Genomic DNA, 22,282 nt, shown 5'->3' on the forward strand with positions numbered 1-22,282 from the left:
CTAGAGCGCCGGGAAGTAGCAGGCGCTCATGTCGATGGGGTGATCTGGGCAATTGGGTAGATAGAATTGCCAGCCCGCATCGGAGAAAGCGCGCAGCTCGGTTTCGACAAACTTGATGGCGAGGCTCAGGGCCTGCAGGCTGTCGATGCCGTAGATAAAGGTCTTGTCGCTCAGCCCCGCCAGCTTCACCTTGCAGCGCCAGTCACCGCTGGCGGACTTGGGATCCGGCTCGGGGGCCTTGATGGCGATCTTGAGGGTGAGCTGTTCCCCTTCGGTGCTGATAGCGTCGAAGCGGGCGGTAACGATGGCGTTTTTCATCTGGCGATTCCTTTTCCGTGGTACAGCCCCTGCGGTTGCGGGTGGCTGGCTCCCTGATGGCTGATGAGGTGAAAACTGGACTCAGGACGGCCAGCGTAAATGAACTTGTGAGTTGAAACAATGGGATATGCGCGACCGGGGGAGGGGGCTTTCGCCGCTGTGAGCGAGCGCAGTGGCGGGAGTAGCAACGCGCTGGCCACCCGTGGTGGCCGAGAGGCTGGCAGGCTGCTAGATGTAAAGGATTGTTGGCTGTGGCCGCAGATTTTTCTGCGCTGACGATGAGGGCGTGTGATTCCTCTTGAGGCAGAATATCTCCCCCCTGTTTGACGTTGAAGTACAGGAGTCTCCGTGGCGCTTTCGGTAACCCAGCTTTATGAAGTGATGGCCCAGCTGCCAGATCCCGTCTTTATTCTCAGTGAAGATGGCTATTACGTGGAATATATCGGCGGCATGGAGCAGCAATCCTATCACGACGGCAATCCGCTGGCGGGCAAGCAGCTGGCCGATGTGCTGCCACCCGAGATGGCCATGTGGGTCAAGGCGCAGGTAGCCGAGTCGCTGGCGAGCGGTCAGGTGCGAGTGGTGGAGTATGAGCTCTCAGCAGCCGAGGTGGGGGGATCAATGCTGCCGCCGGGCCGCAAGGGATACAGCGTTTCGAGGGCAAGATTGCGCCGCTGCCCTCCCTCTATGATGGCAAGCGGGCGGTGGCCTGGGTGACCCGCAATATCACCCGCCAGTACGAGTTGCAGCAGCGACTGCTGCGCCAGAGTGAAACCGACCAGCTGACTGGCCTCCATAACCGCCGTTTCTTCTTCGAGCACTGCCAGCCGTTGCGTGCAGGAGATGCGCCCTGCGGTCTTATCATGCTCGACATCGATCACTTCAAGCAGATCAACGATCGTTACGGCCACCAGCAGGGAGATCGGGCCTTGCAGCGCTTCAGTAGTTGTATCGATGCCCTGTTGCGGGCGGACGATCTCTTTGTGCGCAGCGGTGGCGAGGAGTTTCTGATCCTGCTGCCGCGGATCGATGAAGCCGGTTTGCTGCAGATGGCGGAGCAGATCCGTGCCGCGGTCGAAGCGCTGCCTGCCGATCCGGTCGCTATCACGGTCAGCTTGGGCACAACCCTGGTGCAGCCGGAGGAGGAGATCAATCAGGCGCTGGCCCGGGCCGACGAGTGGCTCTATCGGGCCAAGCGGGCAGGGCGCAACCGGGTGGCGCACTGCCCGGCAGGTTGAAAGTGCCGCTCCGGTCGCTGTGGGAAATAGCCTGCGCTTTTACCCTGAATAAATTGGCTGACATCACTGTCAATTAGTAGAAAAGTTGGCCGTATTATTTTCATATTCCACAGCTTAAGGTGTTAATATTATCGGCCTGTTCGCTGGTCTTATTTATGTTGTTGGACAACAGCATGAGGTATTATCGGTATGTTATCAAACAGGCGTGAATCGGGTTTTGGGTGACGAATGTGATACATCCTGTTGTCTTTTGAAACATTCCGATTCAAACAGTCATGAATTATTAACCTTGACCCGGATAGCGATTTCAACGATGGTAGCGTGGCAGCTCCGTTTCTCTCCGGTGGCCCAGTTGGTCGCTGGCGGCGTTGTTTTTTTCATGTGCAGGGCGATATGCAACGACATATCTCCAGCCTGTTATTCGGGCCAATAAAAATAATGATGACAGATTAATAAGGTATATATTGCAATGAGTGTTTCTATTGCTGAAAAGAGTAACCCTGTTTCAAAATTGAAATGGGAGAAAAGCGATTCGGTATGGACCATGGGCCTATATGCCACTGCTGTCGGTGCCGGTACGTTATTTCTCCCTATTACTGTTGGCAGTAATTCCCCGGTTATTTTGCTGTTTATTTTATTGCTGACTTTTCCGCTTTCTTATTATTCCCACCGTGCATTGAGCCGCTTTGTGCTCTCCAGCTCCCATCGGGAAGGGGATATCACCCATGTGGTGGAGGAGCACTTCGGTGCCAAGGCGGGCAAGCTGCTGATGCTGGTCTATCTGATGGCCTTCTACCCCATCATTCTGGTCTACAGCATCTCCATCACCAATGCGATCCAGAGCTTCGTGGTCCACCAGCTGGGGGATGCCGAGCTTCCGCGCGGCTTGCTGGTGCTGGGGGTGATGCTGGGCCTGCATCTGGTGCTGCTGGCTGGCAAACAGATCGTGGTGTCGGCCATCAGCGTGCTGGCACTGCCGATGGTTGCCTTTCTGATTGGCCTCTCCATCTATCTGCTGCCCCAGTGGAGCCTCTCCTATTTCAGCGAGAGTCAGGCGGTGGATTGGCGTGACCCGGCGTTCTGGAAATCCCTCTGGCTGATCGTGCCGGTGATGGTCTTCTCCTTCAGCCATGCACCTATTATTTCCTCCTTCAGCGCGGCGCAGAAGAAGCGTTGCCAAGAGAGTGCCGATCTGCGCGCCAAGCGGATCATCAAGTACAGCAGTATGCTGATTTGCGGCAGCGTGCTCTTTTTCGTGGTGAGCTGCGTGATGAGTCTGAGTCAGGCCGAGATGGCGCTGGCCCGCACCGACAATATCTCCGTGCTGTCGGCGCTGGCGAACAAGTTCTCCAACCCGCTGATCGCCTATGTGGGGCCGCTCATCGCCATTCTGGCCATGTCCAAATCTTTCCTAGGCACCTCCATGGGGGTGAGCGAGGGGACGGTGAGCATGGTGAGCGGTGCCTGTCAGGGGCTGGGGCTCTCTCTCAAGGAGTCGACCATCGCCCGGGTGTCGTCGGTGATCCTGTTTATGGTGACCGCCGTCATCACCTATCTGAACCCCAACGTGCTCGACATTATCGAGCGCGTCAGTGGCCCGCTGATCGCGGTGATCCTGTTTCTGCTGCCGGCCTGCTCCATCTATCGCTTGCCCGCACTCAAGCGTTATCGCGGGCCGAGTACCCTTTTTGTGTTGGTGATGGGGCTGCTTGCCATCTCGGCCCTTATCTACGATCTGCTTTGACCGGGCGGTATCCCGCACAAATCAAAAAGGGCGACCATCTGGTCGCCCTTTTTCTGTGCATCGGGGTTAGCCGAGCAGGTCGCTGGCGCTCTGGCCCGCCATCAGCAAGCCGATGGCCAGCACGCTGAACCAGACCAGGGTCGCACTTACCAGCAGATAGCCGCTGGCGATGAACAGACCGTCCCGCTGCAACATGCCGGTGGCCAGCAGCAGGATGGCCCAGGCAGGCATGGCGTTGGTGAACGGGATGGCGCCCAGGGGCAGCATCAGCAGCAGGGCGGCCAGCATGATCAGCAGGCCGTTGCAGCGGTTGACCGTGTTGCTGCCGGTCAGCACCAGCAGGCGCGGGCGGATAACGCGATCGACCCGGGCCAGCAGATCCGCCCCCTTGTGCAGGGTCGGCTTGAGCTGGTCGGCGGCGAAGCGGCGCTCCATCAGCATGGCGGGCAGCCAGGGCACTCGATTGAGGGTGATGCCGATCCCGATAAAAAGGATCAACAGGCCAAACGGGGTGCTGACCCCGGGAATGGAGACCGGCAGCAGGAAGGGGACGGTGAGCAGCACGCAAAACAGCAGCATGCCCTGTTCACCCACCAGCGCGAGCATCTGGCGCAGGCTAATGTGGCTCTCGTCGATGGCATGCGCTGTGGCCCGCAGGGTATCCGCGAGGGTAGTTGTGGGGTCGTTGAGTTGCGCGGCAACCATTCCCTGATGTCCTTTTGAGTGGTGATAACGGGCCCCGATGACCCGATTTGGCGCCAGCATACGTGGCAGAGGTTAACCGTCGATGAATGGTGGCAGGGGGGCATAGCGGCGCCAGTGGGGCGGCTCGGCAGAGGTTCCGGCGAGAGGGAAATCCCGCGATGAAAGTGATCCGGTACAGCCGCCGTTTAGGATGGGCCTAGGACGCCTCTGGTATGCTTTCTGCACAATCACACAGGGAGCAGGGGATGATGATGAAGAGAGCCGGGATAGTGATGATGGGGCTGTTGCTGCCACTGGGGCAGGCCTGGAGTAGCGAGGCCGCGACCACATCCGGTTGGCAGGTGACGCCATTTTCCGGCTACAGCTCAGCCATCGATTTTGAGAAGAGTGATGAGGTGCAGCCGGTCTCTCGCTCGGCCTCGCTCGATTCACTGCAAGGACAGAGCTCCGGCAGCTGGGGCTTCTTTATCAGCAAGGAGGTGGATGATCCCGGCATGATTGAACTGCTTTACAGCCACCAGTCCACCACCCTCTCTCCCGACCAGCCGGATCGCCTGACGGTGGACACCCTGCACTTTGCCGGTGCACTGACTCTCTCTGACAACCTGATGGCGCCCTATATCGGCGCCGGGATCGGGGTGACCCGCTTTGCCGCCTACGACAGCGAGGTGACTCCTTCCATGTCGCTGGCGCTTGGGGTGCAACCGCGCCTCGCCGAGCATCTGGCCCTGCGGGCCGAGGTGCGCGGCTATGGTTCGCTGGTTAACGACAACAACCAGTTTCTCTGCAACCCGGAGCAGTGCGTGTTCAAGGTGCGCGGGGAGCTGGTAACCCAGTGGCAGGCCAATATCGGTCTTACCTTCCGCTTTTAGGCGGGGGGATTTTCCCTATGAAACAGGGACCCTTTGGCCCCTGTTTCAGCAGCAATGTTTCGCTGTGATCGGCAATCAATCGGTAGCTCTTCACGTCTCTTTGTTAGTCGGCGTCGCCCATACCGCGCAGTTTCTGCCCGCCTCCTTGGCGCCATAAAGCGCCTGATCCACCCGTTTGAACAGCGAGACGGCCGGTTCCCCGGGCTCGCGGATCCCCACTCCCAGGCTGACCGTCATGGTATGGGCCGGGTCGGGGGCTATGGTGCGGGTCGCAGTGAGCAGGGTGTTGGCCAGTTGCTGCAGCTCGGCTTCGTGGGCGACGGGCAGCAGCATGGCAAACTCTTCACCCCCGACACGGGCCGCCAGCGCACCGGGCGGGCAGTGCTGTTGCAACAGCTCGCCAAACTGCTGCAACACCCGATCCCCGATATCGTGGCCGTAGTTGTCATTGATCACCTTGAAGTGATCCAGATCCAGCAGGATGAGGGCGTGGCAAATCCCCTGCTCCAGAAACAGCTGCTGATGAAAGTAGCGCCGGTTTGGCAGCCGGGTCAGATCGTCGAACAGTGCCTGTTGTCTGAGCTGGGTATTGATGTGGAAGAGGTGGTGCATGGTGCTCAGGATGCCGATGCTGCTGAGCAGGATGCCGCTGGAGCGCAGCAGATCCTCGGCATAGATGGCGAGCCAGAGTGGCTGCGCCACCAGTTCATCCATGATGTCGGCGGTGGCCCCCATGATCCACAACATCAGACCGCAGGAGAGCATGCGGTAGGTATGGGTGGGCAGGTGGGCGCACTGCACCACCCAGAACAGGAACAGCATGGTGAGCCAGTTGATCACCTCGAAGCCAAAGCTGACGGCGTAAAAGCGTTCGTAGGGGAAGTGGGGCAGCAGCAACAGATGAAGGGCCATGATGGCCAGCATCACTATCCCCAGCAGCGCGATGTGGGCGCGATGCTCCCGGTCGAGATGACGGTAGTGGGAGAGGCTGATGTCGAGACGATCGAACTGCATGGTGTTCCTCGGATTGGGCCTGCCATCAGGTTGCAAACAAGAGGCTGCGTAATGGCATGCCGTGGTCGGATAACAGGAAACGGCTGGTCTGTCAGTGTAAACGAGCGGGCCCGCAGCGCGCGATATCGATGACGTCAGCTTGTGGACTGGCTCAGGGTTTGCGCACTTCTGGTGCGTGACGTATCGCCTGCCCTGCGACAGGGCGACCCTGGGCAGGTTAGCGCAGCTCATGCGCCAAATTGGTGCATTGATGATGCGCGCCCCTATTAATGCATTGATTTTAAAGGATTTAAATTTGTGGCCCGCTTTATGCTTTTTACATGTCAGACGGTCTCTTGCGGTCATCGACGGCAGATGCAGTGATGAGGAAGTGGCAAGAGGCATCCCCGTGCCGGGCGCGGGTGTGATTCTGGCGGGTTGCAGCAACACCTTGCGGTTCGCCACAGATTCAATCAGGGAAACGGAGCCGGTCTTGTACCGGTACGACAGGGAAGGAGAGTGCTCTATGGTCAAAAAATGGATGATGGCGGGTCTGACGATGTTGCCTGCCTTGCTGGTTACCCCAAGTTGGGCCGAAGAGGTCGCTCAGGTACAGGCGGCGGTGGCACCGGTTGCCGCCATGACAATCAACAAGGGTGACAACACCTGGATGCTGCTCTCGGCGGCGCTGGTGATCCTGATGTCGATCCCCGGTCTGGCCCTCTTCTACGGTGGTCTGGTACGGGCCAAAAACATGCTGAGCGTGCTGATGCAGGTCTTTACCCTGTTCTGCCTCATCTGCGTGCTCTGGGTGATCTACGGCTATTCGCTGGCCTTTACCGAGGGGGGCAATTTCTATGGCTCCTTCAGCAAGGTGCTGCTCAAGGGGGTGACCCCTGACTCCATCGCTGCCACCTTCAGCAAGGGGGTCGGGATCAGCGAGCTAATCTATGTGGTGTTCCAGGGAGCCTTTGCCGCCATTACCTGTGGCCTTATCGTGGGGGCGTTTGCCGAGCGCATCAAGTTCGCCGCCGTGCTGCTCTTCTCGGTGATCTGGTTCACCTTCGCCTATATCCCGCTGGCTCATATGGTGTGGTACTGGGCGGGTCCGGATGCCTATATCAGCGCCGAGGCTGCGGCCACGGCGACTGCAACTGCCGGTTATCTGTTCCAGCACGGTGCGCTGGACTTTGCTGGCGGCACAGTGGTGCACATCAACGCCGCCGTGGCGGGTCTGGTGGGTGCCTATCTGGTGGGCAAGCGTCTGGGCTACGGTCGTGATCCCATGACCCCCCACAGTCTGACCATGACCATGATCGGCGCCTCCCTGCTCTGGTTCGGCTGGTTCGGTTTCAACGCGGGCTCCGCGCTGGAAGCCAACGGTATCGCCGCACTCGCCTTTATCAACACCTGGGTGGCGCCGGCTGCGGCAGCTCTCTCATGGACGCTGGCCGAGTGGGTGATGAAGGGACGTCCCTCCCTGCTGGGGGCCGCCTCTGGTGCTGTGTCCGGTCTGGTGGTGATCACCCCGGCAGCCGGTTTCGTCGGTGTGGGCGGTGGTCTGGTGATGGGCCTTATCAGTGGCGTGGCGGGTCTGTGGGGTGTCCACGGTCTCAAGCGCCTGCTGGGTGCCGATGACAGTCTGGACGTGTTTGGCGTACACGGGGTGTGCGGTATTCTCGGCGCCCTGCTGACCGGCGTTTTTGCCAGCCCGGATCTGGGCGGTACCGGGGTATGGGACTATGTCACCAATCAGGTTGCCGAGGGCTACTCCATCCTGACTCAGGTGAAGATCCAGGCTATCGGGGTCGGTGTCACTCTGCTCTGGTCCGGTGCCGTGGCGGCGATTGCCTTCAAGGCGGTCGACATGCTGGTGGGTCTGCGGGTGAACGGCGATGCCGAGCGGGAAGGACTGGATGTGACCACGCACGGCGAGAAGGCCTACAGCATGTAATCCCGAATGCCAGACAACAAAAAACCGCCGGTTCCGGCGGTTTTTTTATGACTCTAAAGCTGCAAAGCCTGAGTTCACACGCTTAGTTCACGACGGCCACGTTGATGCTGCCATTGCCCTGGGTCATGCGCACACGGGCGCCCGGGGTGAAGGTGGGGCTGGCTTTCTGCACGACCACGATGGCTTCGCCGTTCTCTTTCTTGATCTCCAGCTCGACGCCGTCGACCTGATTCATCTTGTTGCCGATGGCGTTACCTGCCGCTGCACCGGCGATGGCGCCGCCTGCGGCTGCGATGTCGCGTCCGGTACCGCCACCGACTGTGCTGCCCAGCAGGCCACCGACTACTGCGCCGCCAATGGTGCCAATCAGGGAGTTCTCATCGGCCTGGATCTTCACCGGGCGGGTGGAGATGATGGTGCCGTAGCTGACGGTCTGCACCTGTTTGGCGCGGTCCTTGGTGTAGACATCGCCAGAGTAAACGTCACTGTTGGCGCATCCGGTGATGGTGGTTGCTGCCAGCAGGGCAATAAGGGTCATACGCTTCAACATGGTGGGCCTCCTGGGCTGCACGTAATTTGAACAATCCGGTTGATGAGTGAACTTTACTCCAACCCCGTCACACATGAAATCGGCAAAATGTAACCAATTATGCGTTCTGTAACCGGTTTTGTCCTTGAATCGCAGCTGTACCGGAGAGGGTTTTAACCAGCAGCAGACGGTCTTCTCCGGGGCCGAAATAGTCGGCTACTTCCGCCTGCAATGTGTAACCGAGCCGGTAGTAGAGGCGCTGGGCCGGATTGGCCGGATCGACCGTGAGCCGCAGTTCGCTGATCTGCAGCGCCTGCTGGTTGGCCTCCATCTGGCGCATCATTCGCTCGGCCAGACCAAAACCGCGTGCCTCGGGCAGTACCGCCAGCGAGAGCACCCAGCCTTGCGACCGCTCCTGACCAAATCCCCCCAGCACATAACCCACCAGCTGCCCCTCGTATTCGGCCACCAGCAACAACTCGGGCCACAAATCCATCGCCTGACGGAAGAAGAAGGCGGGATAGACATCTTCGCCAAACACCTTGGCATCGATCTGCCAGATGGCGTGCATGTCATTGTGGGTAGCGGTGCGTAGCAGGGGCGGGTTGTGGTGCATCAGGACTCCATTGGCAGCAAACGGATCGGCAACGCCGCTGACCTTGGGGTCAACGGCAGAAAAGGAGTCATAGGGTAGTGGTCATCCCCTGCCGGATGCAAGGGATTGGCGGTTATGGCGGCAGGGGGCGGCTCTGGGGCAGTTTGGGGGCCTTGCGCAAGCCGTCGAGCAGGTGGCGGAGGGTGAGCCAGGGGTGGCGCAGCAACATGCGCGGGCCGCTCCACTTCATCACCTGCTGGATCTGTTTGCGCATCGCCGGTGCGTAGCAGTGGATATTGCAGTTGGCACAGGTGGGTTTGTGGCCGTGGCCATAACGGCAGCGACGAAGGCGCTGATGGGCGAAATCCCGCAACTGGCGACAGTGGCGGCAATGGGGATCCTGATGATGGTGCTGGCAGTAGAGGCGGATCATGGCGCTGACCGTCTGCTGCTCGCGCATGAGTCTGGGATGGTCACTCGCCTTTTTGCTGGCTGCGGCGTGTGAGCCCCGGGCTGGGCTGGCATGATGACTTTTCATGGCCGCCATTCTCCTGACCTGCTCGCTTGGGGTGTTGATACAGGTCAAAAGGGGGGATAAAAACAGGGCCCGCAGGCCCTGTGTCATCAGATGAGGCTGGTTGCCTGCTCCAGCCAGGCGAGATCCTCGCCTTCTAGCAGCGGGCTCAGGCGGCGGAACACCTCGACATGGTATTCGTTGATCCAGCGGAATTCGGCCGGACTCAGCAGGCTGCGGTCGATCAGGCGGGTATCGAACGGCACGTAGGTCAGACGCTCGAAGCCCAGCATCGGCAGCTCGCCAACCTGTTCCAGCTCGGTCACGACTACCAGGTTCTCGCAGCGGATGCCGAAGCCATCTTCACGGTAGTAGCCCGGCTCGTTGGAGAGCACCATGCCCGGTTGCAGGGCAACCATGCTCCCTTTCGGCGCGATGCGCTGGGGCCCTTCGTGGACACTCAGGAAGTGGCCGACGCCGTGGCCGGTGCCGTGGTCATAATTGTAACCGGCCTGCCACAGCGGCATGCGGGCCAGCACGTCGAGCTGGATACCGGCGGTGCCGCGGGGGAAGCGGGCCTGATCCAGCGCGATATGGCCCTGCAGTACCCGGGTAAACATCGCCTTCTGCTCGTCGCTCACCTCACCCACCTTGATGGTGCGGGTGATGTCGGTGGTGCCATCCATATACTGGGCGCCGGAGTCCAGCAGATAAAGGTTGTCCTGACCGAACGCGCGCGGGGTGCCATTGGTGTGGTGGTAGTGGCACATGGCGGCGTTGGGGCCGAGCGCGGAGATGGTATCGAAGCTCGGCTCGACGTAGTGCTCCTGCTCGCGGCGGAACGCTTCCACCTGATCGGCCAGGGTGCCTTCATCCACCCCCTCGAACTCGCCGGAGGCGACCAGCCGATCCAGCCAGGCGAGGAAGCGGGTCATGGCCACACCATCACGCAGGTGAGCGGCACGCATACCGGTCAGCTCGATTTCGTTCTTGCACGCTTTCGGCAGCATGGTGGGGTCTTGGCCAGCCACCAGAATGGCACCCGCCTCTTCCATGACGAGCTGGGTCCAGGCGTTGGCGCTGTCCGGATCGGCCAGCACCTTCTGCTGATCTTCACCGATGCGCTGCAGCACGTCGCCCAGCTTGTCGATGGGGTAGACGGAGACATCCTGCCCAACGTGTTGGGTAAAGGCGAAGCAGTCAATTTTGTCGGTATCGACGAAGAAATCCATGCTGGTGTTGGCGTAGAGCACCGCAAAGCCCAGCACCACCGGCAGCCGGTCGATGTCGCGGCCACGCAGGTTGAGCAGCCAGTTGATGGGCTCGGCCTGGGTCAGCAGCACCGCATCCAGCCCGCGCTTGCGCAGGTCGGCCGCCAGCTGTTCACGTTTGGACTGGCTGGACTGGCCTGCCAGCTCCTCGCTGTAGAGGATGACCGGGCTCTTGGTCGGCTCCGGGCGATCGCTCCAGTTCAGGTCGATGGGGTTCTGCTCGACGCGGATCAGCTCGATACCGCGGTCGGCCAGCACGGCCTTGGCATTCTTGTACCAGGTCAGGCTGTGCAGGCGGGCATCAAAGCCAACCCGGGAGCCTGATGGCAGCTGTTCGGCCAGCCACTGCACATGAGGATTTTCAATAAGGTGGAGGAATTCGAACAGTTCGGCGGGGGTTTGCATCCGCGCCTGCACCGTATAGCGACCATCGACAAAGAGGGCTGCTCGCTGGGCCATGATGATGGCGACGCCGGCAGAGCCGTTGAAACCGGTGATCCAGTCAAGCCGCTCGGCATAGGCGGGGATGTACTCGCCGAGGTGCTCATCATCGTGGGGGACGATAAAGGCGTCCAACTCCTGCATGGCCAGCTCGGCCCTGACTTGGGCGACGCGGGTTTCAATTATCTCGAAATTATTCATGTCGTTAGTGCCAGATGGTTGCTATATGAGTGTTCAGTTTTTATGGCCGCTGGCCAGGATCCGCTTGATCGACTGACCTGCCGCTTCGATATGCTGCCTGAGCAGCACCACCGCCTCGTGCTTGCGCCGGGCGCGGCACAGTTCCAGCAATTGGGCGTGTTCACGCTCCGCCTTGTCCACCCCGTCGCTGGCAAAGAGCAGCTCGAAGCGGACATAGCGGTCACAGCTCAGATTGATCTGGGCGATCAGTTCAAGTGCCTGGGGGCGACCGGCTGCCTGATAGAGGGTGGCGTGAAAGCTGTGGTTCAACTCGGCCCAATGTTCGATCTGGGTGCCTGACTCCAGGGCGTGATCAAACTGGGCGAGGATCGCCTCCGCTTGTGCGAAGGTGGCTTCCGTCATCTTGTCGACGGCGTGAAACAGGGTATCGGCTTCCAGCAGCGCTCGCAAATAAAAGAGCTCTTCAATGGCCGAGGCGTCCAGCATGGTGACCACGGCGCCGCGATGGGCTTCGAACTTGACCAGCCCCTGCGCTTCCAATTGCATCAGGGCTTCGCGCACCGGAATGCGGCTCACGGCCAGTTCTTTGGCAATGGCATCCTGACGCAAGGGGGCGCCAGCGGGGAACTCCCCACGGAGGATCCGGCCACGGAGGTTTTCCATCACCATCTGGGTTCGGGTCTTGTAGGGTGGGGTCATGGTCGGGTCACGATTGCGCGTTACAGAATTGTATATTGTATAAAGTTTGGCTGAATCTAACCTGTCACAATGGGCAAAGGCAAGGTTTTGGCCCCTTTAACGGGAGCGATGGCAGCGTTCGGGGCTCCACAAAAACAAAAATGCCGGTCAGCGTGGCTGACCGGCATGATGTCACTGATACGCAGCGAGCCTGTTACAGCTGCGGGCCTGCCGCAACCAGACGTTTGCCTTCATCGTTATCGGTGAAGCGCTCGAAGTTCTTGATGAAGCGCCCTGCCAGATCGACGGCCTTGGCATCCCACTCGGCCTTGTCGGCGTAAGTGTCGCGCGGGTCGAGGATCGCCGGGTTCACATCGTGCAGCGCGGTCGGGATCTCCAGATTGAAGATCGGCAGCACCTTGGTCTCGGCCTTCTCGATGGAGCCATCCAGGATGGCGTCGATGATAGCGCGGGTATCCTTGATGGAGATGCGCTTGCCGGTGCCGTTCCAGCCGGTGTTGACCAGATAGGCCTCTGCCCCTGCCGCTTCCATCCGTTTTACCAGCTCCTGACCGTACTTGGTCGGGTGCAGGGAGAGGAAGGCTGCGCCGAAGCAGGAGGAGAAGGTCGGAGTCGGCTCTGTGATGCCGCGCTCGGTACCGGCCAGTTTGGCGGTGAAGCCAGACAGGAAGTGGTACTTGGTCTGCTCCTTGGTCAGCTTGGAGACCGGGGGCAGCACGCCGAAGGCGTCGGCAGTCAGGAAGATCACCTTGGTGGCGTGACCTGCCTTGGAGACCGGCTTGACGATGTTGTCGATGTGATAGATAGGGTAGGAGACGCGGGTGTTCTCGGTCTTGGAGCCATCATCGAAGTCGATGGTGCCATCGGCAGCAACGGTCACGTTCTCCAGCAGCGCATCGCGACGGATGGCGTGGTAGATGTCCGGCTCGGCCTCTTCGGAGAGCTTGATGGTCTTGGCGTAGCAGCCCCCTTCGAAGTTGAACACGCCGTGGTCATCCCAGCCGTGCTCGTCATCGCCGATCAGCTGACGCTTGGGATCGGTGGATAGGGTGGTCTTGCCGGTGCCGGAGAGGCCGAAGAAGATGGCGACGTCGCCGTCCTGACCCACGTTGGCGGAGCAGTGCATGGAGGCAATGCCGCGCAGGGGCAGGAAGTAGTTCATCATGGAGAACATGCCCTTCTTCATCTCGCCACCGTACCAGGTGCCACCGATGAGCTGCATCTTCTCGGTCATGTTGAAGGCAACGAAGTTCTCGGAGTTGAGACCCTGCTCTTTCCAGTTCGGGTTGGTGCACTTGGCACCGTTCATCACCACGAAGTCAGGCTTGAAGGTTTTCAGCTCTTCATCGCTCGGGCGGATGAACATGTTTTTCACGAAGTGTGCCTGCCAGGCCACCTCGGTGATGATGCGCACGGCCAGGCGGGTATCCGGGTTGGCACCGCAGAAACCGTCGACCACAAACAGGCGCTTGCCGGAGAGCTGTTTGGTGACCAGCCCTTTCAGATGTGACCACACTTCCGGGGTAATCGCTTTGTTATCGTTTTTACCCTGGTCAGACCACCACACAGTATCCTGGGTAGTGGCATCTTTGACGATATATTTATCTTTTGGGGAGCGACCGGTGAAGATACCGGTGTTTACGTTGACGGCGCCCAGCTCGGTCACCACACCGCGCTCGAACCCTTCCAGGTCAGGGCGTGTCTCTTCCGCGAAAAGCTGCTCGTAAGAGGGGTTGCGAACGATTTCTTGGCTGTTTTTGATGCCGTACTGGTCCAGTCCTAATTGTTGGGCCAGGGTGGGTTCTGCCACGATTGTCATTGTATTCTCCTGGGTTCAGAGGTTGGTAGGGTTCTATCTGACGGTCATCCTATCACTTAGGTGGTAGAGTTTAGCGATCGCCATCAAACTTTATAAAATAGGGTATTTTTTTGTTATTAAAGTTAAAGGCGGGTTTTGCCCGCCTTTAATTAGTGTAACTGGTTTGCATCATTGCCGGGAGCCCTGCTGAACAGGGTTTCGACATCGATCCCATTAAATTGGTACTGGGCGCCGCAATAATCACAGTGCATGTCGATCTTGCCGAGCTCCTGCACCATCTCCATGACCTCTTCCTTTTCTATCTGCAACAGGGCCCCTTCGCAGCGCTCGCGGGAGCAGGTGCAGCGGAACTCGACCGCCTGCGGATCGAACACCCGCACCTTGTCCTGATGGTAGAGACGGTAGAGGATCTCTTCTGCCTGCAGGCCGAACAGCTCTTCATCCTTGATGGTGCTGGTGAGCTGGGTCAGGTGATCGAAGTCGTTGCTGTGATCCTCGCTCTGGGCGGGCAGCTCCTGCAGCATGATGCCGGCAGCGCGCGGCGCACCTTCGTGGTAGCCGGTGCGGATCCACAGCTTGGTGGCCAGCTGTTCGGAGCGGGCGAAGTAGTGCTCCAGGCAGCCCGCCAGGGTGTCGGCGTCCAGCGCGATGATGCCCTGATAGCGCTCTCCCTGCTCCGGGGTGATGGTGATGATCAGCTGGCCGTTGCCAATCAGGCTCTGCAGCTTGCCATCGCTCGGCAGCTCGCCTTCATAGCGGGCCACGCCGCGCAGCTGCTGGTTGTTGTCACCGTTGATCACGGCCAGACGCACCGGGCCATCGCCCTGCAGTTGCACTGTGATGGAGCCTTCAAACTTGAGGGTGGCGGTCAGCAGGCTGGTGGCGACCAGCAGCTCGCCCAGCAGTTTTTGCACCTGCACCGGGTAGTTCTGGGCTTCCACTACGTGGCGGTAGGTGTGATCCAGCTGGACCAGCTCGCCACGCACTTCGTACTCTTCAAACAGATAGCGATACAGCAGATCTTGGTTGCTCATCATGTATTCCTGGCTTTTCGGTGAGGTAAATCGGGCGGGCTGGGGTTGCTGCCAGCCCGGTATCAAATCGGTGTCGGTCAGTACTGTTTGACCTTGAGCAACTGGCGTCGCTCCTGCTTGTCGGGGCGGCGCTCGGGGCTGGGGGCAAACTGGCTGTTGAAGCGGCGCGCCTCGCTGTTCTCGGCCCGTTTTTTCAGGCTCTCGGCGGTCTCTTCATAGAGCTGCTGGGCCAGCGGGGCCGATTTGCGCTGCTCGCTCAAGGCCAGCACCCGCACTTCGCGTTCGTCCTGCCCCTGCCAGAAGCGGATCAGTGCACCCACTTCCACCTGTTTGCCCGGTTTGCTGCGCTGACCATTGTAGTGCACCTTGCCCCCGTCGATCTGATCCCGCGCAATGGAGCGGGTCTTGTAGAAACGGGCCGCCCACAACCACTTGTCGAGACGAACCTCGAGGGCACTTTCTGCATGATTGGGCATGAACAGGCTCCATAACGGGGAAAAGAGGTGGTCGATTATACCAGAGCACGGGGTCGGGATAGAAACCGGGCCGCCGCCGCGCGGGGCGCAAACCATGTCAAGGTGATGCAACATATGGGCAGTTTGCTGATTCACAAGGGAAAGCCGCTGCTTTATAGGGTATCCATGGGGGCTGGGAAGGGCCTTCATACCGCGCATATAAAGCTGCCGCCCCGGTTGGGGGCGGCAGCGTTCACATCCGTTGACCATGTCAGAGTCAGAAGTGATCGTGCTGATCCGGCTTCTTCTGGTCGTGGGGACCTTCGCTGTGGGCGATGGCGGTGCGGATCAGATCAACCCCGGCGCGGATAATCAGCACCCCCATGTTGACCAGCTTGACGCAGACCCACATGAAGGTGATGAGCAGGATCAGCTTGAGCACGGTCTGGAACGCTTCCAGGAAGTTCTGCTCCAGCTGGGCGGTCAGGCCGTTGGCGCTGGTCATCAGCCAGGTGTAGACCTCGCGCACGAACGGGATGCGGCTTGGCATCTCCAGTACATCCAGTGCGGCAGGGAGCGCCTGGAAGATGACGATGCTGCCGAACAGGATCAAAATGACACCGATGGCGATGCCGAGGAAAAAGCCGAACTGTCTCATGGAGGGCTCCAGCGTTTACTGCATGAAATTGAAGATAGCCGCCAATAGTAGGGAGTGCCCTCGTTCATCGCAATCTTCCCGGTGCGGCCATCATGGCCGGATCAGCGCTGAACAGGCTGCCAGCATTGCCCAACTATCTGATTTCTGGGAGGCTTGTCGCCATTGTGCATAGGGAAAGCAAATTGATGTCGAGAACCCTCTTTTTACTGTTGCTGGCGCTGTTTACCGCTCTGCCAGCTCTGAGCGCCGAACCGGTAGCACCGACGGCGGCAGTCTGCGCCATCCGCCATCAGGATCAACTGCTGCTGGTGCAGGATCGCATCTCCTCCCGCTACAGCCTGAGCGGCGGCTACATAGATGGCGACGAGCGCCCCGAGCAGGCGGCGCTGCGCGAGCTGTATGAAGAGACCGGCCTGCGCGGCGAAGTCGTCGCGGATCTTGGCCGCTGGCAGAAAGCGCAGGTCTTTGCCTGCCGCACTCTGGAGCCTGTCGTCGCCCAGCAAGATTCCGATTTTGTCTCGCTGCTGCAGGTTCCCAATCTGGGCGGGGAGATCCTCAACGCCCGTTTGATCGCGGTGGACAAGCTGCCCCGTGCGCAACGCCGCTTCCCGGAGCAGCTCGACTGGCTGCAAGCCCGGCTTGGCGAGCTGCCCGAGAGCGAGGTGCGCTGGCAGGCCGATTTCGTGGCGCAGGGCAATGCGCTGCATCGGGCCGAGATCCCGCTGATGATGCGTCTGCAACAGTGGCTGGGGGCCGATGTCTGGTGGCTGTCGGTCAGCAATCTGTTTGGTTCAGGCGGCTTTCAGCTTGCCCTGATACCTTTGCTGCTCCCGCTGTTGGGGTGGTCGCGGTTGCGTCAGCTGCTGTTCGCCATGCTCTGGCTCGGGCTGCTGGTGCAGGCGAGCAAGGAGGGGATCGGCTGGCCGCGCCCCTTCCATCTGCAACCTGAACTGGCGACTCACAGCGCCCAAGGCTTTGGCATGCCGAGCGGTCACACTGCCTCGGCCCTGCTGTTCTGGGGCGCGCTGCTTGGCTGGCTCTGGCCTGCCCGGCGCGGACTGGCCTATTCGCTGGCGCTGCTGCTGGCGCTGACCACAGGTCTGGCGCGGGTCTGGCTCGGGGTGCACTTTATCTCCGACGTGGCGGTGGGCCTGCTGATTGGCGCCTTGCTGCTGGCGGTTCGTCCCTGCTGGCGTGCCGACAGGCAGTCGGCGGCTTGGCTGCTGCTGATTGCATCTGCGCTGGCGCTCGGGGGGCTGACCCAGTCGGCCCATCTGACCGGGATAGGCATGGCGGCCTTCGGGCTCTGGGTTGGCGGTTTGCTTACCCTGACCCGCGGCGGTTATCCCCCCATTGTGACCGGCGCGGTCACCCTGGCGGGGGGCGCGGTGATAGGGGCGGGGCTCTGGGCGCTGCCGCTGCTGACCAGCAGTTCGCTGGCTATCCTGCTTGGTCAGTTTGTGCTCTTTTTCGGGCTGGGGCTCTGGTTGAGCGCTGGCCTCTGGTGGATACTCTCTTTCTTGAAATGCGACACACGACCCAAGGGCAACGGCTCTGACAAGGGAACTCTATGAATGTGAAAAAAGTGGATTTGGCCAAGATAACCCTGGGGGCTGTTTCTCAGCATCCTGATTATCTCTTGTTTCTTGGTGTTGCAGCCCTTCCTGCCTGCGCTGGTGTGGGCCACCATGATCACCATCGCCACCTGGCCGCTGATGTTGATGGTGCAGCGCCTGTTGTGGGGCAAGCGCACCCTGGCGGCCCTCTTTATGACGCTGGTGCTGCTGCTGATGTTTGTCATCCCGCTCTTTATGACGCTGGCCAATGTGGCGGAGAAGGCACCCATGCTGATCGAGCTGGGTACCCATATCAGCCAGTCACCGCCGCCCGAGCTGCTCTGGCTGCAACAGATCCCGCTGGTGGGCGACAAGCTCTATGACTTCTGGCAGCAAATTCTGGCGAGTGGTGGTCAGGTGCTGTTTGCCAAGCTGGCTCCCTATTTCGGCCAGACCGCCCGCTGGCTCGCCTCTCAGGCCGGTAATCTTGGCTTGCTGTTCGTTCACTTCCTGCTGACGGTTGGTATCTGCGGTGTGCTCTATCACTCGGGTGAAGTGGTGGCGACCGGCATTCGCCGCTTTGCCCACCGGCTGGCGGGTCAGCGTGGCGACAATGCCACCGTGCTCGCTTCACAGGCGATCCGTGCCGTGGCGATGGGGGTGGTGGTGACTGCGCTGGTGCAATCCTCGGTAGCCGGTGTCGGCCTGCTGATTGCCGGTATCCCTTACGCCATGGTGCTGGTGGTGGTGATGTTCCTGTTGATCGTCGCCCAGATCGGCCCCTTCCCGGTGCTGCTGGCCTGTATCGGCTACCTCTACTGGAGCGGCGACACCACCTGGGGCACCTTCCTGCTGGTGTGGTCACTGATTGCGGGCACCATGGACAACTTCCTGCGCCCCTTCCTGATCAAGCGGGGCGCCGACCTGCCGCTGATCCTCATTCTGGTGGGGGTAATCGGTGGCTTGCTGACCATGGGGATTATCGGTCTCTTTATCGGCCCGGTCGTGTTGGCGGTGGGCTACACCCTGCTGGATGCCTGGATCAAGGAAGATGACCAACCGGCGACCGCCGCGGTGGAAGCGCCCAAGGCCGAGTGACGACAAGACGATTCAGCCATCCATCGCTGATGCCAGGAGCCGCCCATAAGGGCGGCTCTTTGCTTTATTACCGTGCCATGTAGGTTCGATTAGCGAAGCGTAATCGGACGATCGAGATGCCGTTGTTCCGGTATTTCCATGAATCAGCGGCATCTGGCAGAGGAGAAATATGGATGGCCGTTATAGCGGGGGGAATTGCTTTACGCGAACGTCCGATTACGCCTTGCGGCTAATCGAACCTACGGGCTCTTAAACAGTTTGTTATGCGCCTTGAGCCCCTAGTATTTCTTTCCCTTTACCACAGTTTACAGCAGCGATTTTCAGCGCCGCAGGCGCGAAGTTGATTGACTTGTTAAATGCTATTCACACCATACATCACAAGTTTCATCGCGTTCTAGGTTCAGCAATTCTGCGCTTGTGCAAATCCCATTGGGGCCAGGGCGGGAGCGCACTTTGCTTGATTTTCAACCAAAGAATAACTGTGCCCGATAATCATCGTCCCAGCCCGCTCTTTTCAACTTGTTTCGCTGGCTTGGCGCGCCACATTGACTCTGAGTGAGAATGTTCATCACGAATCGTCGAAACAGGGCCATATTCTCCACGGCATCCTCCATGGCTATCCGGGACGCATCCTCACCAAACACCACGTCCAGAATGTAGTGCTGACTGTTTTCTATCCGCCAATGCTGCCGGATATAGTGACCCAGCAGCTTATGTTTGTGAGACAGTGAACTGACATAGTAGGACGTATCCACCGTGCCTTTCCCGTTGATAGTCCGGTGCCGTTCAACGGCGATAATGCTGCGAATCGTCGGCCATTTTGCGGCCAGCTCAGGCGGTAACTTGGCCTTCAACTGAAACACATAGCGCGCTTCTTCCCGGCCATGGCCGCACTCTTTGTGCTCGACCACGACCTTCTCTTTTCCCGCATCGAACAGCGCCTGAAATTGGGACTGCACCGCCTGACGCAGCAAGGGCTGATTGTGTTTCACCTGCACCACCACATGGGCATTTTTCTCACTGATTTTCTCCAGTGTCTCGCGCTGGCAATGCAGTGCATCCAGGGTGACTACCGCCCCTTTCAAGTTGAGGACATCCAGCATCGCCTTGACGGTGCCGAGTTCGCCACGCTTGGAGGGGGTGACTTTTTGGCTAAGCACCAGCCCATTTTCGGTGTCATAAGCGGTGACGAGTTGCAGCGCCTGCTTGGCATCATTGCGATAGGCCCCGCGCAACACTTTGCCATCGAATGCGATGAGGGGCTTGCCGCTGTGGGTGCGGCGCTCATTGACCCAACCGAGTAAGGCTTCGAGCAAGGACTCGACGACGATGGTCCGTAGGATGCGAGCGATGGTATGACGACGCGGAATGCCATGAGTAAAGGGGCGATATAAGCGCAACCAATCGACTTTCGACTCGCCGAAGGTCTGGATATCACGCCAGCCCTCAGCTCCGGCCATGATGGCGCTGATGACGAGGAACATCACGTCCACCAAATCATGCTTGCGGTTGATATCTGAACGGGTTTCTTCAACGAGAGTGAGATGTTCAATGAGTGTCATGGCTTGAGCTCCTCTGGACTAGGGGAGCGATTAGATCACAGACGATCTGCCAGTTCAAAGTTTGTTAACAAAGTGCGATCCCGCCCTGCCATTGGGGCTACCATCAAGGAATTTAACTCTATCACCTTCATCCCAGCCTAGGCAGTATGTTTTGGCTTCGAATTTCTCCCCATTAATGATGAATAGTTCATCGTTATGTGCTACTTCTATTTCGTAGTATTCGCCAGAAGAGCTTCCACTGCTTCCAGCTTCAACTTGCATGATAATGTCGCAGCCATAATCTTTCCATGTTTTGGAGTTCATTAATTTCGTTGAACGTTGACTCATAAGATCGGCATCATTTTGCAAGCACTGCATATTTAAATCGCAATTCATATTCATTTTTGAGGTGACTTCTTTAGAATATAAGTTCAAGCAATGCGTCTTATTGCTTTGGTAATGCTTCCAATCAGTAAACCCGAGTTGCTTGGCAGCTAAATCTAATTGGGGGTCAGCATGTGCAGTGCCCATAAAACATACAAAGAGGAGAAATGTTTTTTTCATTTAGTATACCCTTACGGCTTTTATTTTTTGCTCAAAAAATTGCCCCATATTTGGCATGCTGTCCATTTCAGCTTCGAGATCTGGGATCCACTTTACGCCTTTGTAGGTTGCTTCACTTTCAGAATTGACATTCCATTCCCATTTTTTCAGCGACCCAGTTTTTGGATTTCCGTAAGGCTTTGAAAATTCATCGTCGATGACAATCAATAAATCAACTTCGTCTAAGTGAAGGGAGTCATCATTTTCTACATTTTTATAGGTGTCAGCGTTGCCGAAAACGAGCAAATCCCAATCAGAATCATGTTTGGCATTCCCATTTGCTCTTGAGCCAATTAGCCATATAGCTGTGATTTCAGGTGACTTTTCTGTTAGCCGATTGATATAGGTTTGAATTTTTGGAGCAAGCATGAAGTTCCTTGATGGCATTTAACGCCCGCCTAAGGGGCTGGCAACGCATTAACACTAAACTCAAACACAACAACCGAAACCACCGCGGCTCAATGGGACTGGAAACGCTACGCGTTGAAAGTCCCTCTTGAGGCGTTTGTTAGTTTTGTGTTTATTCAGCAAAGAATTTTTTCAGTGTATTAGTCAAAGTAGCAATTTCACTTGCCCCGCCAGTAACAAAAGCAGCCCCAAGATCGACAACTTTCTCACCAGACTTGGTCGCTATACCAGAGAGGAAGTCTTTAAGTAAAGCTTTAAATTCAATAGCATTTTTATCAGGAACAGATTTGTTCACCTCTGCGATTAACTCTTTACGCTCTTCATTAGTAAAAAATGCTTCGAGTAAATCAATGAATGATGTTTGAGAAATTTTAACTATTTCACTGTTAAATGAATTATCAGCAAAGTGCCCCAAAGCTTTGAGCTTACCTTGAACCCCCTGTTTAACAAATGAATCCTCAATAACCATGATTATTTTCCCGGGTTCGCCTTGCTTGTTTTCACCTTGAAGTTTTGAGCGATGTAACAAAGCAAAAAATTCGCCCTTTATATAATCGTCCGCATCTTCCTCTAGGAATTGTAGATTTGCTTTATGCTTTATTGACTTAATACGAGCTTCTGTAATTTGTAAATCTAAACTTAGTTCATAGTTAGTTTTATTTTTTAAATCACTATGTTGCATTAATAAATGCATAACCAAAATATCAATTTCACTTTTACTAAGGCTTCCAAAGCCTCGCTCCATGTAATGTTCAAGAAATGTATCCACAAATTTATCTTTATTTTCAATATTCATAAAAACAACCTTCTTATTGTTAATGGATAAAAACTAACAGTGATTAGATGGAAGGCGGTACTAATCCGTTAATAGAGTCTTTCATATAACTCCGGTTCGCCATGATTGATTCCACGAGAAAATCATTTTAAAGCAAAATGTTACCGTCACACCTATAGTGCTGAACGTACTCGGGCGACATCCTCTTTTGGCTCTACTTTTGCCGCTTGGCAAAAAATACACTTTTGGGGCGGCAATGGA

The 22,282-nt window shown here is 57.8% G+C and carries 20 protein-coding genes and 2 pseudogenes; 6 read left to right on the forward strand and 16 right to left on the reverse strand.

Features of this window, described 5'->3' with window-relative positions; all coding sequences use genetic code 11:
* On the reverse strand, positions 1-318 hold the full coding sequence (locus tag ACTG19_RS15225; protein WP_005355042.1) for a DUF6968 family protein: 318 nt from the start codon (positions 316-318) through the stop codon (positions 1-3).
* 348 nt (positions 319-666) lie between these two features.
* On the opposite strand from ACTG19_RS15225, the pseudogene ACTG19_RS15230 reads away from it, so the two are divergent.
* Together ACTG19_RS15230 and ACTG19_RS15235 are read left to right on the forward strand one after the other, a co-directional pair.
* Positions 667-1,556, forward strand: a pseudogene (locus ACTG19_RS15230) (diguanylate cyclase).
* A 469-nt stretch (positions 1,557-2,025) separates the two neighbouring features.
* Positions 2,026-3,300, forward strand: coding sequence for an amino acid permease (locus ACTG19_RS15235; RefSeq protein WP_439989229.1), 1,275 nt, complete (start codon positions 2,026-2,028; stop codon positions 3,298-3,300).
* A gap of 66 nt (positions 3,301-3,366) precedes the next feature.
* Here ACTG19_RS15235 and ACTG19_RS15240 read toward each other — a convergent pair whose 3' ends face one another.
* Positions 3,367-4,005, reverse strand: coding sequence for an exopolysaccharide biosynthesis protein (locus tag ACTG19_RS15240; RefSeq protein WP_439974704.1), 639 nt, complete (start codon positions 4,003-4,005; stop codon positions 3,367-3,369).
* A gap of 251 nt (positions 4,006-4,256) precedes the next feature.
* Between ACTG19_RS15240 and ACTG19_RS15245 the strand changes: the two genes are divergently transcribed.
* Positions 4,257-4,877 carry an outer membrane beta-barrel protein gene (locus ACTG19_RS15245; RefSeq protein WP_157162428.1) on the forward strand — a complete coding sequence of 207 codons (621 nt, stop codon included), beginning with the start codon at positions 4,257-4,259 and terminating at the stop codon, positions 4,875-4,877.
* A gap of 90 nt (positions 4,878-4,967) precedes the next feature.
* Here the strand turns inward: ACTG19_RS15245 and ACTG19_RS15250 are convergent, their stop codons facing one another.
* Complete coding sequence (locus ACTG19_RS15250) at positions 4,968-5,891, reverse strand: GGDEF domain-containing protein (protein ID WP_113740580.1); 924 nt, start codon at positions 5,889-5,891, stop codon at positions 4,968-4,970.
* Between the two features lie 505 nt (positions 5,892-6,396).
* Here ACTG19_RS15250 and amt point away from each other — a divergent pair.
* Positions 6,397-7,824: an ammonium transporter gene (gene amt, locus ACTG19_RS15255; RefSeq protein WP_113740581.1), complete on the forward strand. Its 1,428-nt coding sequence runs from the start codon at positions 6,397-6,399 to the stop codon at positions 7,822-7,824.
* An 82-nt stretch (positions 7,825-7,906) separates the two neighbouring features.
* On the opposite strand, the gene ACTG19_RS15260 is transcribed toward amt, so the two are convergent.
* The 9 genes from ACTG19_RS15260 to ACTG19_RS15300 all read right to left on the reverse strand — a co-directional run bounded on the left by ACTG19_RS15260 (position 7,907) and on the right by ACTG19_RS15300 (position 16,040).
* Positions 7,907-8,374 carry a glycine zipper 2TM domain-containing protein gene (locus ACTG19_RS15260; RefSeq protein ID WP_005340126.1) on the reverse strand — a complete coding sequence of 156 codons (468 nt, stop codon included), beginning with the start codon at positions 8,372-8,374 and terminating at the stop codon, positions 7,907-7,909.
* A gap of 97 nt (positions 8,375-8,471) precedes the next feature.
* Entirely contained in the window at positions 8,472-8,969 is a 498-nt protein-coding gene (locus ACTG19_RS15265) for a GNAT family N-acetyltransferase (RefSeq protein ID WP_005340127.1), read from the reverse strand.
* 112 nt (positions 8,970-9,081) lie between these two features.
* Positions 9,082-9,486 (reverse strand): nitrous oxide-stimulated promoter family protein, encoded by a 405-nt coding sequence (locus tag ACTG19_RS15270; RefSeq protein WP_005356534.1) that lies wholly within the window; start codon positions 9,484-9,486, stop codon positions 9,082-9,084.
* A gap of 86 nt (positions 9,487-9,572) precedes the next feature.
* Positions 9,573-11,375, reverse strand: coding sequence for an aminopeptidase P family protein (locus ACTG19_RS15275; protein WP_100652597.1), 1,803 nt, complete (start codon positions 11,373-11,375; stop codon positions 9,573-9,575).
* Positions 11,376-11,408: 33 nt separating this feature from the next.
* Complete coding sequence (locus ACTG19_RS15280) at positions 11,409-12,074, reverse strand: GntR family transcriptional regulator (RefSeq protein ID WP_005340138.1); 666 nt, start codon at positions 12,072-12,074, stop codon at positions 11,409-11,411.
* 193 nt (positions 12,075-12,267) lie between these two features.
* Positions 12,268-13,893: a phosphoenolpyruvate carboxykinase (ATP) gene (pckA, locus tag ACTG19_RS15285; RefSeq protein ID WP_005340139.1), complete on the reverse strand. Its 1,626-nt coding sequence runs from the start codon at positions 13,891-13,893 to the stop codon at positions 12,268-12,270.
* Positions 13,894-14,042: 149 nt separating this feature from the next.
* Positions 14,043-14,927 (reverse strand): Hsp33 family molecular chaperone HslO, encoded by an 885-nt coding sequence (gene hslO, locus ACTG19_RS15290; RefSeq protein ID WP_005340140.1) that lies wholly within the window; start codon positions 14,925-14,927, stop codon positions 14,043-14,045.
* A gap of 77 nt (positions 14,928-15,004) precedes the next feature.
* Entirely contained in the window at positions 15,005-15,403 is a 399-nt protein-coding gene (gene hslR / locus ACTG19_RS15295) for a ribosome-associated heat shock protein Hsp15 (protein WP_005340141.1), read from the reverse strand.
* A 256-nt stretch (positions 15,404-15,659) separates the two neighbouring features.
* The gene (locus ACTG19_RS15300; RefSeq protein WP_005340143.1) at positions 15,660-16,040 is read right to left on the reverse strand and encodes a hypothetical protein; all 381 of its coding nucleotides are present in this window, start codon (positions 16,038-16,040) and stop codon (positions 15,660-15,662) included.
* Positions 16,041-16,225: 185 nt separating this feature from the next.
* On the opposite strand from ACTG19_RS15300, the gene ACTG19_RS15305 reads away from it, so the two are divergent.
* Positions 16,226-17,614 carry a phosphatase PAP2 family protein gene (locus ACTG19_RS15305; protein WP_439989230.1) on the forward strand — a complete coding sequence of 463 codons (1,389 nt, stop codon included), beginning with the start codon at positions 16,226-16,228 and terminating at the stop codon, positions 17,612-17,614.
* A pseudogene (gene ydiK, locus ACTG19_RS15310) lies at positions 17,611-18,694 on the forward strand (AI-2E family transporter YdiK). The gene ACTG19_RS15305 and the pseudogene ydiK overlap by 4 nt, the downstream one beginning before the upstream one ends.
* A 464-nt stretch (positions 18,695-19,158) precedes the next feature.
* Here ydiK and ACTG19_RS15315 read toward each other — a convergent pair.
* From ACTG19_RS15315 to ACTG19_RS15330, 4 genes are all read right to left on the reverse strand, one after another.
* Complete coding sequence (locus ACTG19_RS15315; protein WP_439988606.1) at positions 19,159-20,256, reverse strand: ISAs1 family transposase; 1,098 nt, start codon at positions 20,254-20,256, stop codon at positions 19,159-19,161.
* Between the two features lie 54 nt (positions 20,257-20,310).
* The gene (locus tag ACTG19_RS15320; RefSeq protein WP_439989231.1) at positions 20,311-20,799 is read right to left on the reverse strand and encodes a hypothetical protein; all 489 of its coding nucleotides are present in this window, start codon (positions 20,797-20,799) and stop codon (positions 20,311-20,313) included.
* On the reverse strand, positions 20,800-21,207 hold the full coding sequence (locus ACTG19_RS15325; RefSeq protein ID WP_064339296.1) for a nucleotidyltransferase domain-containing protein: 408 nt from the start codon (positions 21,205-21,207) through the stop codon (positions 20,800-20,802).
* A 151-nt stretch (positions 21,208-21,358) separates the two neighbouring features.
* On the reverse strand, positions 21,359-22,042 hold the full coding sequence (locus ACTG19_RS15330; RefSeq protein WP_064339297.1) for a hypothetical protein: 684 nt from the start codon (positions 22,040-22,042) through the stop codon (positions 21,359-21,361).
* Between the last annotated feature and the right edge of the window lie 240 nt (positions 22,043-22,282).

It is taken from the genome of Aeromonas sp. 3P, from assembly GCF_051919745.1.
In the GTDB taxonomy this organism is placed as follows: domain Bacteria; phylum Pseudomonadota; class Gammaproteobacteria; order Enterobacterales; family Aeromonadaceae; genus Aeromonas; species Aeromonas veronii.

Bases quoted from the DNA above. Each gene is read 5' to 3' on its own strand.
- ACTG19_RS15225 (WP_005355042.1), bottom strand. From the start codon at position 318: ATGAAAAACGCCATCGTTACCGCCCGCTTCGACGCTATCAGCACCGAA.
- amt (WP_113740581.1), top strand. From the start codon at position 6,397: ATGGTCAAAAAATGGATGATGGCGGGTCTGACGATGTTGCCTGCCTTG.
- ACTG19_RS15235 (WP_439989229.1), top strand. From the start codon at position 2,026: ATGAGTGTTTCTATTGCTGAAAAGAGTAACCCTGTTTCAAAATTGAAA.
- ACTG19_RS15315 (WP_439988606.1), bottom strand. From the start codon at position 20,256: ATGACACTCATTGAACATCTCACTCTCGTTGAAGAAACCCGTTCAGAT.
- ACTG19_RS15260 (WP_005340126.1), bottom strand. From the start codon at position 8,374: ATGTTGAAGCGTATGACCCTTATTGCCCTGCTGGCAGCAACCACCATC.
- hslR (WP_005340141.1), bottom strand. From the start codon at position 15,403: ATGCCCAATCATGCAGAAAGTGCCCTCGAGGTTCGTCTCGACAAGTGG.
- ACTG19_RS15325 (WP_064339296.1), bottom strand. From the start codon at position 21,207: ATGCTTGCTCCAAAAATTCAAACCTATATCAATCGGCTAACAGAAAAG.
- ACTG19_RS15300 (WP_005340143.1), bottom strand. From the start codon at position 16,040: ATGAGACAGTTCGGCTTTTTCCTCGGCATCGCCATCGGTGTCATTTTG.
- ACTG19_RS15240 (WP_439974704.1), bottom strand. From the start codon at position 4,005: ATGGTTGCCGCGCAACTCAACGACCCCACAACTACCCTCGCGGATACC.
- ACTG19_RS15270 (WP_005356534.1), bottom strand. From the start codon at position 9,486: ATGAAAAGTCATCATGCCAGCCCAGCCCGGGGCTCACACGCCGCAGCC.
- hslO (WP_005340140.1), bottom strand. From the start codon at position 14,927: ATGAGCAACCAAGATCTGCTGTATCGCTATCTGTTTGAAGAGTACGAA.
- ACTG19_RS15280 (WP_005340138.1), bottom strand. From the start codon at position 12,074: ATGACCCCACCCTACAAGACCCGAACCCAGATGGTGATGGAAAACCTC.
- ACTG19_RS15265 (WP_005340127.1), bottom strand. From the start codon at position 8,969: ATGCACCACAACCCGCCCCTGCTACGCACCGCTACCCACAATGACATG.
- ACTG19_RS15250 (WP_113740580.1), bottom strand. From the start codon at position 5,891: ATGCAGTTCGATCGTCTCGACATCAGCCTCTCCCACTACCGTCATCTC.
- ACTG19_RS15245 (WP_157162428.1), top strand. From the start codon at position 4,257: ATGAAGAGAGCCGGGATAGTGATGATGGGGCTGTTGCTGCCACTGGGG.
- pckA (WP_005340139.1), bottom strand. From the start codon at position 13,893: ATGACAATCGTGGCAGAACCCACCCTGGCCCAACAATTAGGACTGGAC.
- ACTG19_RS15305 (WP_439989230.1), top strand. From the start codon at position 16,226: ATGTCGAGAACCCTCTTTTTACTGTTGCTGGCGCTGTTTACCGCTCTG.
- ACTG19_RS15320 (WP_439989231.1), bottom strand. From the start codon at position 20,799: ATGAAAAAAACATTTCTCCTCTTTGTATGTTTTATGGGCACTGCACAT.
- ACTG19_RS15275 (WP_100652597.1), bottom strand. From the start codon at position 11,375: ATGAATAATTTCGAGATAATTGAAACCCGCGTCGCCCAAGTCAGGGCC.
- ACTG19_RS15330 (WP_064339297.1), bottom strand. From the start codon at position 22,042: ATGAATATTGAAAATAAAGATAAATTTGTGGATACATTTCTTGAACAT.